Annotated in this window: 15 protein-coding genes; 7 read left to right on the forward strand and 8 right to left on the reverse strand. The window is 45.0% G+C overall.

From position 1 onward, the window contains the following. Positions 1 to 43: 43 nt before the first annotated feature. From FEF09_RS28675 to cysC, 4 genes are all read right to left on the reverse strand, one after another. Entirely contained in the window at positions 44 to 733 is a 690-nt protein-coding gene (locus tag FEF09_RS28675) for an ABC transporter permease (protein ID WP_146308262.1), read from the reverse strand. A gap of 151 nt (positions 734 to 884) precedes the next feature. Beyond that, positions 885 to 1,928 (reverse strand): ABC transporter permease, encoded by a 1,044-nt coding sequence (locus FEF09_RS28680; RefSeq protein WP_186774594.1) that lies wholly within the window; start codon positions 1,926 to 1,928, stop codon positions 885 to 887. A 348-nt stretch (positions 1,929 to 2,276) separates the two neighbouring features. Then, the gene (locus FEF09_RS28685) at positions 2,277 to 3,101 is read right to left on the reverse strand and encodes a sulfotransferase (RefSeq protein ID WP_146308264.1); all 825 of its coding nucleotides are present in this window, start codon (positions 3,099 to 3,101) and stop codon (positions 2,277 to 2,279) included. 12 nt (positions 3,102 to 3,113) lie between these two features. Further along, positions 3,114 to 3,674 (reverse strand): adenylyl-sulfate kinase, encoded by a 561-nt coding sequence (gene cysC / locus FEF09_RS28690; RefSeq protein WP_146308265.1) that lies wholly within the window; start codon positions 3,672 to 3,674, stop codon positions 3,114 to 3,116. Between the two features lie 451 nt (positions 3,675 to 4,125). Here cysC and FEF09_RS28695 point away from each other — a divergent pair, with 451 nt between their 5' ends. Continuing rightward, positions 4,126 to 6,852 (forward strand): Tat pathway signal sequence domain protein, encoded by a 2,727-nt coding sequence (locus FEF09_RS28695; RefSeq protein ID WP_146308266.1) that lies wholly within the window; start codon positions 4,126 to 4,128, stop codon positions 6,850 to 6,852. A gap of 179 nt (positions 6,853 to 7,031) precedes the next feature. Here the strand turns inward: FEF09_RS28695 and FEF09_RS28700 are convergent, their stop codons facing one another. The 4 genes from FEF09_RS28700 to FEF09_RS28715 all read right to left on the reverse strand — a co-directional run bounded on the left by FEF09_RS28700 (position 7,032) and on the right by FEF09_RS28715 (position 10,566). Beyond that, entirely contained in the window at positions 7,032 to 7,313 is a 282-nt protein-coding gene (locus tag FEF09_RS28700) for a hypothetical protein (RefSeq protein WP_146308267.1), read from the reverse strand. Then, positions 7,270 to 8,478, reverse strand: a complete 1,209-nt coding sequence (locus tag FEF09_RS28705) for an AI-2E family transporter (protein ID WP_146308268.1) — start codon at positions 8,476 to 8,478, stop codon at positions 7,270 to 7,272. Before FEF09_RS28705 ends, FEF09_RS28700 begins: the two co-directional genes overlap by 44 nt. A 181-nt stretch (positions 8,479 to 8,659) precedes the next feature. Then, the gene (locus tag FEF09_RS28710; RefSeq protein WP_146308269.1) at positions 8,660 to 9,841 is read right to left on the reverse strand and encodes a TlpA disulfide reductase family protein; all 1,182 of its coding nucleotides are present in this window, start codon (positions 9,839 to 9,841) and stop codon (positions 8,660 to 8,662) included. A 98-nt stretch (positions 9,842 to 9,939) separates the two neighbouring features. Then, positions 9,940 to 10,566, reverse strand: a complete 627-nt coding sequence (locus tag FEF09_RS28715) for a response regulator transcription factor (RefSeq protein WP_012791746.1) — start codon at positions 10,564 to 10,566, stop codon at positions 9,940 to 9,942. Positions 10,567 to 10,839: 273 nt separating this feature from the next. Between FEF09_RS28715 and FEF09_RS28720 the strand changes: the two genes are divergently transcribed. The 6 genes from FEF09_RS28720 to FEF09_RS35165 all read left to right on the forward strand — a co-directional run. Continuing rightward, positions 10,840 to 13,497: an Ig-like domain-containing protein gene (locus FEF09_RS28720; RefSeq protein WP_186774595.1), complete on the forward strand. Its 2,658-nt coding sequence runs from the start codon at positions 10,840 to 10,842 to the stop codon at positions 13,495 to 13,497. Beyond that, on the forward strand, positions 13,446 to 14,636 hold the full coding sequence (locus FEF09_RS28725; RefSeq protein WP_146308271.1) for an Ig-like domain-containing protein: 1,191 nt from the start codon (positions 13,446 to 13,448) through the stop codon (positions 14,634 to 14,636). The genes FEF09_RS28720 and FEF09_RS28725 overlap by 52 nt, the downstream gene beginning before the upstream one ends. Continuing rightward, complete coding sequence (locus FEF09_RS35155) at positions 14,533 to 14,892, forward strand: Ig-like domain-containing protein (protein WP_409994897.1); 360 nt, start codon at positions 14,533 to 14,535, stop codon at positions 14,890 to 14,892. Before FEF09_RS28725 ends, FEF09_RS35155 begins: the two co-directional genes overlap by 104 nt. A 90-nt stretch (positions 14,893 to 14,982) precedes the next feature. Next, entirely contained in the window at positions 14,983 to 15,291 is a 309-nt protein-coding gene (locus tag FEF09_RS28730) for a hypothetical protein (RefSeq protein WP_146308272.1), read from the forward strand. Further along, positions 15,246 to 15,437: an Ig-like domain-containing protein gene (locus tag FEF09_RS35160; RefSeq protein WP_186774597.1), complete on the forward strand. Its 192-nt coding sequence runs from the start codon at positions 15,246 to 15,248 to the stop codon at positions 15,435 to 15,437. The genes FEF09_RS28730 and FEF09_RS35160 overlap by 46 nt, the downstream gene beginning before the upstream one ends. Next, positions 15,379 to 15,498, forward strand: a 120-nt coding sequence (locus FEF09_RS35165) for an Ig-like domain-containing protein (RefSeq protein WP_409994898.1), incomplete at its 3' end; no start/stop codon positions are given. The genes FEF09_RS35160 and FEF09_RS35165, both read left to right, overlap by 59 nt.

The raw sequence follows: 15,498 nt of genomic DNA on the forward strand, positions 1-15,498 counted from the left end.
TTCATTGCCATATAAGCTAAGGGCGTGGCAATAAACAACCCGATTACAACCAGACGGATAAATCTTTCGCCAGCATAGTGACCATACTGATGACAGAAGCACCAAACACTTTCCTGATACTGATTTCTTTATTCCTGGCCGCTGCTATAAACAATGTAAGTCCGTATAGTCCGAGACACCCCAGTAATACTGCTACTAAAGCAAATAACTGTATTGGTCCCAATAATATATTTTCTGTCAGATAAAACCGGGCGAGCATATCATCTACAAAGTTCACCCTGAATACCTGATCAGGATAGATTGTACTCCACGTTTTTTCTATTGCAGGAATAGCATCAACAGTACTTATCTTTAATGCAGCAATGCTGTATTCAGACGGAAAGTTTAATAAAATAACCGGTCGCATCGCATGATGAAGATCCTGTGAATGGAAATCCGCTACTACACCGACAATCCGCTTATCTCTGCCCCATATATTAATCCTTTTACCAATAGCATCCTGTGGAGATACAAGTCCTAGTTGTTTTATTGCCATCATTGATAAGATGGCCTCGTCATTGAGTGTGTCATTATTACTAAAGTTAGCACCTGCAAGCAATGGCAGGCCGAATATGCGGGTGTAAGCGGTATCTGCGATTTTCACATTGACAGGGAACCCGGACTTACGGTTTTCATAGCTAAAAGGAACGGGATCGTTGCGGAAAGAAGAGGGGATTTCAGCAGCCAGTGACACCTGTTCAACTCCCGGAGTCTTTTCGAGTAATTGACGCAGTGTTTCCTGTCTGCCACTACCGCAGTAACAGGTATTGTAAGTATGGCCGCTTTATTAAAACCCAGATTAGTCTGACGGATATACCTAACCTGTGCACTCATAACGACGACTGCTATGATAAAGAATTGGGTGATAAAAATTGTGTCACCACCAATACTTTTCGTAGAGAGGCTCCTCTCGTCCGTATACTGTTTACACGCCCCTGTAATACTGCTATAGGAGTAAAGCGGCTGAGTACAAGTGCAGGATATAATCCGGAAAGCAATATAACACCGACGATCAGGACAAGAAACCAGCTGAGGAAATGTGGTCTGAAAAGCCACAGAACAGACATATCTGCGCGTAAGACAGATAAGGCATTATTTAACCATGGAAGACATAATTGTACAATAATAACCGACATCATCACGGCTACTAAAGTGACCATTGCCGTCTCTGTCAAAAACTCAATAACAAGCTGTGACCTTGTACTGCCTACCGCTTTCCGGATCCCTGTTTCCTTTGAACGTTTGATCGACTGCGCAGTAGCCATATTAATGAAGTTGATGCAAGCCGCTGCCACCAATAGTATACCGATTACAGTCAATACATATAGTAAAGGCCGGGGTACTGTACCTCCATACTGTGTATTATGACTAAGCTCGCTCAAGGGAAGCGCCTGAAAATGCAGTAAGCTTGTCTGTTCGGCAGAAAGGTATTGCTGATTGATTTTCTGCAATGCCTGTTGCAGTTGTCCCATTGTTTGTTGCGGCTTCATGGCAACAAAACAAAGCGAAGAAGTATTATTCCAGTCGGCCTTATTTCCCTGTGCAATCAGGTTATAGGATACCATGATATCATAGCCCAGTCTTGTATTGGAGGGAGGATCTCCGATCAGACCATTTACAGTTAGTTCCTGCTGGTTATTAATGCGTAAGGTGCGACCAATTACATCAGTTGTTCCGAAGTATTTGAGCGCATATCGTTCAGACAGCACAACACCATCCTCTGCATCCAATGCCTTGTGCTTATCACCTGCTTTCCAGTCGACGTCGAACACCTGAAAGAACTGTGATTCTGTAAAACAGATATTGCGGGATTCTTCAAATTTACGCGTAGTTCCCGGCAGGGAAATAATTTGTCCGAAAAGTGTTTCCAGCCGTACAGCGGTTTCCACTGTTGTGAAATCCTCCCGTAAAATCTTCCCAGAGGACGGGGAGTAGCATCTGTATGTAGGGCGTTTTCCCGTTGAATATCTGTAACGATCCAAAAGGTCCTGTCTGCTTTATGATGATAACGATCGAAGCTGAACAAATAACTGACCAGCAGAAAGATCAGGATACCGCAGGATAGTCCCACGGTCAGACCAATCACATTGATGACAGTAGACCGGCGGTTGTTCCAGAGGCGCCGGAGCGAAATACGACAATAGTTGCGCAACATAACGGGAGTATATTTAAGGGTACGTACTATTGCTATAGATGCTCCGTCGCCGATTTTCCATAAATTTCTGCGGATCAGCTGCCTATATTGCCATTGTCTGCAGGCGACATTGAATTTCGGCCGCTTTCTGCAGGAGGGATGGATCTTTTACATAATGAATAATATCCAGCTGTTCACTGACCAGTTTCTCCTTGTAGAGTGTATTGAAATCATGGTATTGTAATTCAAAATTCCAGTTATCTGAAAGATGATTGAATATCTCTTTATGACTGGTTTTCAATTTCGTATGATCCACTACTATATAAGCTGCTGCAGGCAATTGCCGGAGGTGTTTAAGAATCGCTTCATTATAAGTAATCCAGACTGCCAGATGTTCATCACAATATTGCTTTAACAGTTTTTTCTTCCGGTAAGGTTTTTTAAAATATCGCCAGATCAGTTTTGTGATCAGGTCACTTTGTTCATACTTCCACGCATGCAAGGTATATAAACGCTGTACAAGAGAGCTCACCACCGTCTTATAATCACGCAGAATGACCAGATATCGTGCATTTGGTAAAGCCTCCCTGTAAAAGGGCAGGAACAGGCAGGTGCGCGGATCTTTCCAGCCCCATTGTGTATTGCCGGCTGCTTTACGATGCAGCAAGGCTTTGAGTGAGGTACGTTGCGCTGTTGTGAGTGCCTGTGGAGATGCAGGTGCGAGTCCGTCGGAGGGAAGCTCGTGCTCTATCAGTATCTGTTGATGATAATTATAAAAATCGATGTCTTCGTAGTGCCCATCATTATTGCCGATACCAGCTCCGAGAAATCTGTCCCCCACGTGCAGCCCGCACTTATAAAGCCATTGTGTAAGCAATGAGGTGCCCGAACGGTGCATGCCCGTTATTACCAAAACGTTATTGTTCATATGTCTGTTCTATTAAATGGAAGCCGCGTGTCTGTACTTAGTTTCCTGTTTTTTTACAGATTGCTGAATGAATTGAAAAAGTGTATTAGTGCATGTCTGGATGCTATTCCTGTCTGTTTGCAGATGCAGATCAGGATGCTCAGGCGCTTCAAATGGATCATTGACGCCTGTCAGATTATTGAGCTTATCAGGATGATTTTCGGGTAACAGAGCTCTTTTATATAAACCTTTCGTATCTCTCGCTATTAGTTCATTGAGTGTGCAATCAATATACACGGTTTTTACCTGCGCATACTTCATAGAAAGTTCGCGGCGTACTACCTCGTAGGGATTGATGGCGCTGATAATACAGATAATACCATAGCTGGATAAGCGGCTGGCTACAAAACCAAGACGGCGGATATTTTCGCAGCGGTCTTCTTTTGAAAAACTCAGATCTCTGCAAAGGGATTCGCGATAAGCATCACCATCAATTATTTCGATAGGAATTCCGCATGTGGAAGCTTTCTGTTGTACGCTTCTGGCAATAGTTGTTTTTCCTGCGCCGGATAGGCCACATAGTTGTATAATCATCGCATATTGATTTACAGGTTGAACAGCTGACAGCAGTATCAGGGTAAATGGACAGATATTATAGGCGAATGGCAGGATTAATTGTATGCTGGTGCTCTTTGCTCGTGTGCAGCTATAGGATAATGGTGGGGTACATACAGTGCTCGTATGACAGTGATGCTAATATAGTCCCTTTACGGCCAACGAATAACAAATTATAGATGAAAACCAGAAATGTGCCGATGTACGGTAAAATTGTGTTGCGATATCACACGCTTTTTAAAACATACTTTGATATACATCAGCTACAGTCTATATTTATTTACCCAGGCTGTAAACTTATAATCATGAGTCAGATTTTCATTAAAAATGTCAAACAGATACCATTTTTTGTTATTTTACTATTAATTGTCCTGCCGACAGGATATTATGTAACCCTACAACCCAACTCATTTAATTTATCCAGCACTATATGCAGCACAAAATAAATCTCTCAAGACGTGCATTTGTAAAGCATGCAGGAGTATTAGGCGCCGGATGGCCTGTTATATCTTCATTACCTGCTTTCGCAACGAAACAGGATGCTCACAATGACAAGACAGTTGCTGCACTGCAATGGCTGGGAGGTATCGCACCCGCGATATCTGCTGGCAGCACATGGGGTGTACCATGGCCCAGAGGAGTGGTAAAAAAGGATGCCGGATTCACATTGGCTGCTGCAGGTGGAGAAACAGTGAATATGCAATCATGGTCACTCGCAACATGGCCGGATGGCTCCATCAAATGGAGTGCTCATGCAATAGGGGCTGATAGCGGACGTAATACAGATAAACTAACTTTATCTGTTACCAGTAAACCAACTGTCAAAGGTGATCTGAAAACCAGTGATCATCCTGATCATCTGTTAATAGATACAGGCGTTATCCAATGTGAAATTGCGAAATCCGGCGCTATATTGGTGCGTACACTAAAACGAAAAGACCAGATTATATCCCGGGAAGGAAAACTCGTGTTATTGACGCAGGATCAGCCCGATGAAGGAGATGGAACATCCCCTCAGCAAGATGTTTTTGAGAGTAATATCACCAGTGTAATATTGGAACAGGGTGGACCGGTACGAGCCGTTGTAAAGATCGAAGGAAATCACATGAATGCGAAACAACGGAGCTGGTTACCTTTTACAATACGACTGTACTTTTATGAAGGCGCCGCATCGATTCGTATTATACATACTATTATATTTGACGGCGACGAGCAGAAAGATTTTATCCGTGGGTTGGGAATCCGTTTTGCAGTCCCCCTGAAAGAGGAAGCATATAACAGACATATCCGCTTTACCGCTGACGGGAAAGGTATATTTGCGGAAGCGGTGAAAGGTTTAACGGGCTTACGTCGTGATCCGGGTGCTGCTACAAGATCAGCACAGGTAAATGGACAAGCAGTAACAGGTACGCTACCTCCGGCTGTCGGTGACAGATTACAATATATTCCCGCCTTCGGAGATTATACCTTGTTTCAGCCGACACCAGATTCATTTGATATACAGAAGCGCACAAAGGAAGGCTTTGGCTGGATTCAGTCAGCTTACGGCAAAAGATCAGCGGGAACAGCTTATCTGGGTACACCTGCCGGCGGACTCGCATTTGGCATCCGTAATTTCTGGCAAAGCCATCCTGCACAACTTGATATCCGCAACGCACATACAGACGAAGCAACTGTTACCATGTGGTTTTGGGGGCCTAAAGCGGCTCCTATGGACCTCCGTTTCTATCACGATGGTATGGGGCAGGATACCTTCGAAAAACAACTGGAAGGGCTTGAAATTACCTATGAAGACTATGAACCCGGATTCGGTACCCCATATGGCGTGGCCCGCACTTCAGAGGCACAGATCTGGGCACTGGCAGCTACTCCTTCGAATGAGAGCCTGAGCGAGATCGCCGCCTATATACAGGATCCGGCGGGCATTACCTTTGATGTCTCTCAATGGCAGAAGGCAGGTGTTTTTGGTGGAGGCTGGGTAGGTCGGCAGACTACATCCGCAGAAAAAGAAAACATACACCGGCAACTGGATTTTTATTTCGATTACTATCGCCGTCAGATAGATGAGCAGCATTGGTATGGCTTCTGGAACTATGGTGACGTCATGCATTCTTATGACGCAGACAGACACGTCTGGCGTTATGATGTAGGCGGTTTCGCATGGGACAATTCAGAACTGTCAACAGATCTCTGGCTGTGGTATTACTACCTGCATACCGGCCGTAAAGATGTGTTCCGGATGGCTGAAGCCATGACACGTCATACGGGGGAAGTAGATGTACATCATGTCGGACGTTTCGCGCCATTAGGTTCAAGACATAATGTACAGCACTGGGGATGTAGTGCAAAGCAACTACGGATATCTACTGTGGCGAACAGAAGATTCTATTATTATCTGACTGCGGATGAAAGAGTCGGAGATCTCATGCACGCGGAAATAGATGCAGCAGATACATTACGTACTATTGTACCCGGTCGTAAAATTGGTCAGCAGCAGGGCGATCCTGAAGGCAAATATGCAGGTGTTTCATTTGGTACTGATTGGGGTTCACTCGCTGCTGCGTGGTTAACAGCGTGGGAGCGTAGTGGCAATAAAACAGCAAAAGAACGTTTGTTGAATAGCATGCAGACCATCGCTGCGCAGCCCCATGGATTTTTTACCGGCAGTGCCCAAATGGAACTGGCTACCGGTAAGTTTCAAACGGCGTCCAAAGAGCAGTTTTCCGTGTCTCATCTCAGTGCTGTATTCGGATTACCGGAAATAGCAGCAGAACTCATTGCGCTGGTTGATATGCCTGCGTTTGAAAAAGCATGGTTGCAATATTGTACATTATACAATGCAACAGAAGAAGAGCAAAAAGCTGTTTTGGGAAGATCATTGGGGAAGCTAAATTTAAAACAGGGACATGCACGACTGACTGCCTTCGCTGCCATCAGAAAAAATGATAAACAACTTGCACAGAGAGCGTGGGAAGAATTTCTGGGAGGGGAGGCCGGCATACGTAAATTGTCCAGAGAGGAACGTACGCTGAGTGGTCCACGGGTGTTAAATACCATTACAGAAGCGGATAACATTTCCACGAATGCAGTGGCGCAGTGGGGATTAACAGCCATGGCACTATTGGATTATATAAATGAAGAATATCCTGTTAAATGAAAAAACGGATAATGACAATAATGCCGTTGCTGCTATCTGCAATAACGCTTGTGCATGCGCAACGTAGGAGCTACGTTTTGATCTCCGCTCAATTCGAAGCACCAAAGCTATTTCGGCTTCCGTCCCACCTGGTCTGGACAGAAAATCGGCAAATTTCAGGTCACTTCAATACGATAAATTTATACAGCAAATCGCTTGAAGATCGCTTTAGTAATGATCTTGCAGTTTTCGGCAAGCTGGTCCAATGTGCAACTCAGTATTTCCATATTGTATGGAAGATTGTCCCGCATCTCTATGAACTCAATACACAAACCACACTGATCGGTGACATCAGGATTTCCTTTTAACTGGCTGAAAAGTTTGTCTGCCATCGTTCTGTCTCCTCCGAGGAAAAATCTGCCGATGTTTTCATGTCCGTCAGATGTCTTCAGGTGTAACAAAATGTGAAAGGTTGTTTCCATACGATAAGTCATTTAGGCCATTAACAAAACTCACCATAAATTTACCAATTTCGGTCCGGACGAATACCCGCAAAAAATAATTTTTACTCTTTTTTATGATTTGATCTGATGAGGTTGCCGGGTTATTATCACCCAATAATTTACCCCATGGTTTCAGTCCGTCGATATGATCAAAAATGATCTTAAGAATAGCTACAAAGGGGATTGACAGGAACATGCCACTAACGCCCCACAATGCGCCTCCCATGAGCACAACGACAATAGATATAAGTGCGTTGATCGATACTTTTGAAGCGACAACTTTTGGTACAATCAGGTGATTATCGATGAACTGTATCAGCAGGTAAACGCCTATTATGAGTAATGGAGTAGTAAAGTTATCGTTGGTAACTGTAGCGATCATTACAGGTAATGCAATTGCGATCACTCCACCGATGTAGGGGATCAGGTTGAGAATAGCGCCGATTGTACCCAGCAATATGGCATACTTTACCCCTAAAATCAGCAACGCCACAGAATTAAGCACTGCGATAATAGCGGTTTCAATGAGCAGTCCGGCGATATAACTTTGAATCGCGCCTTTGGTTGACTGCAGTACATCCTGCACATGTTCTTTGTGCTCAGTGCCGAAGCTTTCATATATAAAATTGACCAGCTGATCTTTGTAAAGCAGCAGTAGAAATGTATAAACTGGCAGCAGGAAGAACACGCCCATTACACCGAGAATAGAGCCCAGTGTATGTCCGAGATATTGCTGGCTGTTGTCCGACAGTTTGTGCAACATATCGGTCTGTTTTTCCATAGAAATACCCAGTTTCAGCGCAGCCCATTGCTGTAATTCGCCCATGAGTTCCTGTGAGCGGGTTTTCAATGTGGGGATCAGTTCTCCGAACTGACTGATCTGAGAGGACAGAAAATAGAAGAGGCCTGCCAGCACTATTGCTGCAATCAGCAAGCTGAGGGAAATCGCCCACACTTTGGGAATCCGGAATCGCTCCAGTCTGTTACATAATGGATTTAACAGGATGGCTATTAATCCTGCAAATGCAAAGGGGACGAGTATATCCTTCAGCAGGAAAAGGAAATAAAAGAAGAGGTAAAGGCCAATAAGGATCAGGGGCGCTTTTATAAGAAACGGGTACTGCCTGTTTACGTTAGCTTGCATATGATATATTTTGGATCAGCTTGTATTGATCCCTATACCTTAATCATGCCAATTTCTACAGTAGTACCCGTTGTAAATACTTGTATTATAGTACTTATCCAATACTTAACCTACGTTAATGCTACGTTATAAAGGTAGCATTAACGTAGGTTAAGTATTGGATAAGCGATGTAACAAATACTTATAAGATTTCAGCCAGTTTTGTGTCCAGCAATTCGTAGTTTTCGCCACCGCTGCCAAAGCGGGCTATAATCATGCCTTCCGGATTGATTAATATCTGCGTCGGAACGGCGTGTACGCCGTACATATTGTAGATATCACCCGGTTGGGGCTTACCATCTTCCTTGAATTTGTTGGCGTCAAGTCCACGGAGAATATTGCTCCAGATACCAATGCCATCTTTGTCGATTGCTTTCTTCCACTCTTCTGGTTTGCTGTCATTATCAGCGATACCAATGATCGCGAAGCCCTTGTCTTTATAGCGGGCATAAAGCTCTTTCAGATGGACATTGTTTTTACGGCAGGGCAGGCACCAGCTGCCCCAGAAGTCCAGCAGCAGGTATTTACCTTTGAAATCCAGAGGTGTAATGCTCTTACCGCTAACATCCCGCTGGCTGAATAGCTGCGCCTGACTTCCCGGTGCACCATTCTGAATTTTGGTCAGAATGTCGGAAAGTTCTTGTCCGTAAATACTGGTTTGCAGGAAGGGTGCCAGTTTACTGATGTAGGATTTCAGGTCTCCTGCTTTCATATAAGCGGCAAAGTAGCGTAGTTCTGCTGCCGTTACATAAGAAGCCGGGTGGGAGCGGAAGAAATCATAGCTGACTTCACGCGCCCTTTCCTCAAGGGGAGCGAGACTGCCTTTAGCTACATCAGCTTTTGCTTTCAGGGCGGTCAGCTCTGCGTCGGATTTCCTTGACTGGATGGCGCTCAGGTACTGTTTATTGGCATCCTCCAGTGTTTTGGCCAGAGGAGCGATTTCCCTTTGGACATCTGCTCTGGCTGTCTGTAGTTCCAGATACTCAGTCTGAGAGGTGGAACCGGTAACAGCAGCTTCTTTGAAGGCGGGAGATTTTACATTGATCGTCATCTGACCCGGATCAAGGTAAAAATCAAATCCATCTTCACCATCGCCGCTGATGGTTGCCATAACGGGTTCACTTAGCATACCTTTAAAGGAGAAGTTGCCATCTTTAATAGCGCAACTGTCCTCCATATAAAAGCCGTTGCCGTAACGCAGGTGAACATATCCGCTGTTTTTTCCAGTGATTGTGCCATCTAACTGGAAAGGTCCCTTTTTTTCCTGGGCCATAGAATGCGTGGTTACAGCAATGCCTGTAACGATAACAAGTAGTCGTTTCATAGGGTCGTGGTCGGAATAATGATTAATGCTTACGTAAAAGATTTCAGTTGTAATCAGGGGCTGAATATAAAAACTTTTTTAATAAAAGAAATAGGGGACTATGAGTAGAGCTGTACTTTCTCTATCATTTCTATGACATTGGAGACCTGCAATTTTTCGAAGATCCTTTTCTTGTAGGTACTTACGGTCGATATCTGCAGACTGAGTTTATCGGCTATTTCGGCCACGCTGGAGCCTTTTATTAACAGCTGCATGATATTATTTTCACGGCTGGATAAACGTTGAATTGGATTTGTAGCGCTTTTTTTATTAGTGAAATTATTTAATAATGTCTGTTTAAGGGTAGGGCTAAGGTATTTTTCATCTCTGAGCAGGGTTTTAGCGGCATTCTTAATTTCTTCTATACCTGTTTTCTTAGACAAAAAGCCATCAGCACCTGCTTCGAGGTACCTCCATCCAAAGATCTGTTCATCATAGCTGGAGAAAATAAGGATCCTGATATCTGGATGGCGTAAACGAATCACGTCCAGCATCTGGTGATTATTTCCTCCCGGCATATCGATGTCCAGGATGACAAGATCAAATTTTTTAGTAGATAATATCTTCAGGGTGTCTTCAAAACTGCCTGCTTCACTGACCTGCGCATCATCGATTGACTTCTGCAGGATAAGCGTAGTGCCGTAACGAACTACCTCCTGATCATCTACAACAAGTATATTAGGCATAGTAAGTAATTGTGTAAAAGTACGTTACAACGTTTAAATAAACAACGTGTGTAATATACCGTACCAGATTTTGTAGTAAAACTACTACATATTAATACAAGTTATTCTAAATAATTAAATCAAACAAGTATATAAATTTGTAACATATGAAAACCGTCTTTTGACATCAAATTAGCATATACCTATGAGTGATCCGGGAAACCCTGGCAACGTATCCCGTCCCTATACATCTTCACCAATTATTTTCAGATGAAATTATTTCTACGTAAATGCTTGGGCTGCATTCTTTTGTGTTGCCTTTTCAGTATTTCTTTATTTGCACAGACAGGACCTGCGGCCGTTAACAACGGTATCGTGTTGTGGCTGGACGCAAATGATGTACTGGCAGGAGCGACTGCACCCGCTTATGGCAGTACGCTTTCTACCTGGTATGATAAGTCAGGTAGTGGGCATAATGCTGTCAGCTCAGGAGCTAACCCCGTGATTTACAATAGTGGCGGTGCCAATGACCGTCCAGTTGTTCATTTTAACCGGACGTCTGCAAGTGCAGGTTCAGGGATGACTATCAATGGATTGGATATACGGGCAGGTACACTTGCCGATGTTACCATCTTCGCGGTATACCGGCCAGGGACGAATGATGGTAATGCCCAGGCAGTCTGGGGAGCAGACGTCGGGGCCACCCAGCAACGTTACTTCAACAACAAGGCTGCTACCGGCACAACGGATGCCAGTCTGAATACAGGAGGCACCGCGGTCGTCATACCCGGAGGCGCAAAATCCGGGGAGACAAGATTGGTCACGGCCGTCTATAGTAAAGGAACAAGTAATGCATCTGCAGTTTACCTGAACGGTAAGCTGATTTCTGCATTTACGGACAATACGGCCGATGCCACCGGCAGGACTGATATGAGGATCGGTCTGGATGGAGATAATAACTATTATAATGGTGATATCAGTGAACTGATTGTTTATAACAGAAAACTGAATGCATGTGATATAGAAAAGATCAATATTTATCTTGCCAATAAATATGCGACGGATTTTACCGATATGGCGTCTAACTATACGCTGGGTATTCCGTACAATAATGATATTAATGGTGTAGGTATCCGTACCTCCGCCTGTTCGGGTACTTATAATATGAGTGCCTCATTCAGTGGTATCCTGTCAGTAACCAACCCTTCTCAGACCAATACAAATGTAGTGCTGAGTTTTGCAAATGACCGTGCAGGATATGGACAGTCTACTCAAACCCCTTCTTCTCATCTTTCCCGTCTGCAACAGGTATGGAGAGCTGATCTGAATGGTAATATCGGTACGGTGGATGTTTGCTTCGAACTGACAGGATTAGGTATCGATGTATCCAACTCAGGTAACTTCGCCCTGCTGATCGACAAAGATGGAGATTTCAGTAACGCTACAGCTATTAGCACAGGTATCACTATTCTGGTAAACAGGGTATGTATATCTGGTGTAAGTCTGACCAAGGGCGATTACTTCACGCTGGCTACAAGAGCTGCTACCAGTGTTGCTTCAGAGATCACTTCTGCAAATGAAGGCATTCAACAGAAATCACTGTTTACTGTCGCTTCGGTGATTGATGACCAGATTCTGGTAAAGGGAGCTTCCAACGTAACCGATGGACGTGTATATATAGATACCGGATTTGTTGCTGGTGATGTGATCTCGTGGGAAACATTACCTTCCGGTGTGACAGCTACCTATAATGCCACAACTGGTGTTGCTACTTTTACCGGTTCCGCTGCGGCAACTGCATGGCAGGCATTTTACCGTACCGTGAAGTTTAATACGACAAGCGGTAACACAGGTAATAGAACCATACGTTTTGTACTGGGTAACGTGGTGAGTTATACCGTAGGTACAAAACCACACTACTACGAGTACATTACAACCCCAATGAGCTGGACAGCGGCGAAAGCAGCTGCAGAAGCCCGCACACTGTATGGTTTGCAGGGATACCTCGCTACCAGCACCGCACAGATTGAAAATGATTTCATTACGTCTAAGCTGTCCAGTGATGGATGGGTGGGCGGTACCTGTGACTACCAGATTGTAAATACAACACTCGGACGTACGGCCTATAACGATCAGGCATCTGCTTATGGAGCTTATTATTGGGTAACAGGACCTGAAAAAGGCACACCGATATCTACCGGTCTGAATAATCCGGTGGCAGTAGGTGGCGCATACATGAAATGGAATGGTGGAGAACCGAATAACTATCAGAATACAGACGAGCGTTACATGCAGCTCTATTCTACCAATCAGGGTAGATGGAATGACCTGAATAACTCAAACAATCTGGGTTATGTGGTGGAATATGGTGGATATGCATCTGATCCGGTATTGAATATTGATTATAGCAGAGTCGTGACTAACGCACCATCTGCACCAAATATTATTTCTATCACTGATGATACAGGTCTCAGCGCAACTGATACCATTACCAATGATGCTACATTGAAGTTGAACGGTAAAGGTCAGGCGTCTGCGACAATTAATGTATATAGAGCGGATCTCGGATCCACCTCATTAGGCACAGCCAGTGTTAATGCATCTGGTGACTGGACATTCGATTATACAGGTACAACACTGACAGACGGTACCTATTCCTTTACCGCAACGGCGACAACGGGAGGTAATACCAGTGCTGCAAGCCCTGTATTTAAGGTAACAGTCGATCTGACTGCACCTGCCAAACCGGGAAGACCTGCATTAGCACCAGCATCCGGTAGCGGTAATGCTACAAATGATGTAACACCTGATCTGACAGGTTCCGCAGAACCGGGTTCACAGGTAAAAGTATATGACGGCGCTACACAGATCGGTACGGCAACAACAGATGCTACCGGTCAATGGACAATGACCGCGCCTACGATGACTGCATCACTACACATATTACAGTAACGGCAACAGATGTTGCTGGTAATACAAGTGTTGCCAGTGATCCATTCCCGCTGACGGTAGACGTTACAGCACCTGCAACGCCTCCGGCACCGACACTGGTAGGTGGTATTGGTAATGTGACCAATGACAATACCCCTGACATTCAGGGTACCGCGGAGAATAACAGCATAGTAACTATATATAGTGGTACTACGGTTGTAGGAACTACCAATGCGAATGCCACTGGTAATTATACCTTCACTTTCCCGACACTCGCGGATGGTTCTTATACGATCCGTGTTACGGCTACTGACGCTGCTGGCAATACCAGTGCGAAAAGTCCGGCGTTGACTTTTACAGTTGACACACAGGCGCCAGCAGTGCCAACACTGACGACGGCTGTTAATCCAACCAGTAACAATACGCCGACAGTTACCGGAAAGACGGATCCTAATACCAGCGTAACGATATATAAAGACGGTACAGCCGTTACAACAGTTACTTCTAATGGTAGCGGCGATTATACGTATACCTTTAGTCCGGCACTGGCTGACGGTACTTATGCCCTCACTGCCACTGCAAAATGCAATAGGCAATGTAGCAATGTAAGCAATGTAAGTACGCCGCTGAATCTGACAGTAGACGCAACGGCGCCTGCTGCACCGGTGATTACTACCAGCAAGCTGATTACCAATATCAATACACCTGTTATTAATGGAACCGCTGAAGCTAACAGCACGGTAACCATTTACAGAGGAGCTACAGCTGTCGGTACAGTCAGCGTAAATGCTTCCGGTAACTTTACCTATACTTTTACCACACTGGCTGATGGCACTTATGCCGTATCTGCTACAGCAAAAGATGCAGTTGGCAATGTAAGTCCATATAGTAACATATTAAATATTACGGTAGATACACAGGCGCCACCTGCGCCGGTTGTCAGTTCCAGAACAACACCTGCGAATGACAATACACCTACTGTGATCGGAACTGCTGAAGCCAACAGCATAGTGACAATCTACTCGGATGGTGCTATCGCTGGTACGACAACAGCCAATGCTTCAGGTGCGTTTACATTCACCTTACAGGTACACTGGCAGACGGACTGCGGGCTATTACAGCAACAGCGACGGATGCAGCGGGCAATACGGGTCCTGTAAGTGCTGCACTGAATATCATGATCGATACGCAGGCACAGCAACTCCAGCTGCACCGACATACGCAGATGGCAGAGCAGGTGGTCTGACTAATGACGCTACACCGGATATTAAAGGCACTGCGGAAGCAGGTAGCACTGTTACTATTTATGTGGATGGTGCTTCAGTAGGTACCACTACAGCTGATGGTGCTGGTAACTATACTTACACCTTACCATCAGGGCAGATGGTCCTCATACGGTGGGGTTACAGCGACTGACGCGGGGGTAATACCAGCGCATGAGTGGTACAATGTCTATGGTAATAGACCCACACCGCCAGCAACACCAGCTGCGCCCAACATATGCAGATGGCAGAGCAGGGTCTGACTAACGACGCTACTCCTGATATTAAAGGCACCGCAGAAGCAGGAAGCACTGTTACCATCTATGTAGATGGTGCTTCAGTAGGTACACTACAGCTGATGGTGCTGGTAACTATACTACACTTACATCAAGAGCAGATGGTCCTCATACGGTGGCTGTTACAGCGACTGACGCGGCGGGGTAATACCAGCGGTATGGGTGCTGTGATGAACTTCACAGTGGATACCAGGCTCCAGCTGCTCCGAGTATTACTACTGCTAAGCATCCTACTAATGATAACACACCAGATGTAAGTGGTACAGCGGAAGCAAACAGCACCGTAACTATCATCGTGGATGGTACATCAGTAGGTACAACTACTGCTGATGCCAGCGGTAACTATACGTCACTTACCAGCACAGGCAGATGGTACCCACGCGGTAACCGCAACATCAACTGATGCAGCAGGTAATACCAGTGCACCAAGTGCTACCCTGAATCTGAAAGTAGATACACAGGCA

Origin of the sequence: Chitinophaga pinensis, assembly GCF_007896845.1 — a bacterium.
Lineage (GTDB): Bacteria > Bacteroidota > Bacteroidia > Chitinophagales > Chitinophagaceae > Chitinophaga > Chitinophaga pinensis_C.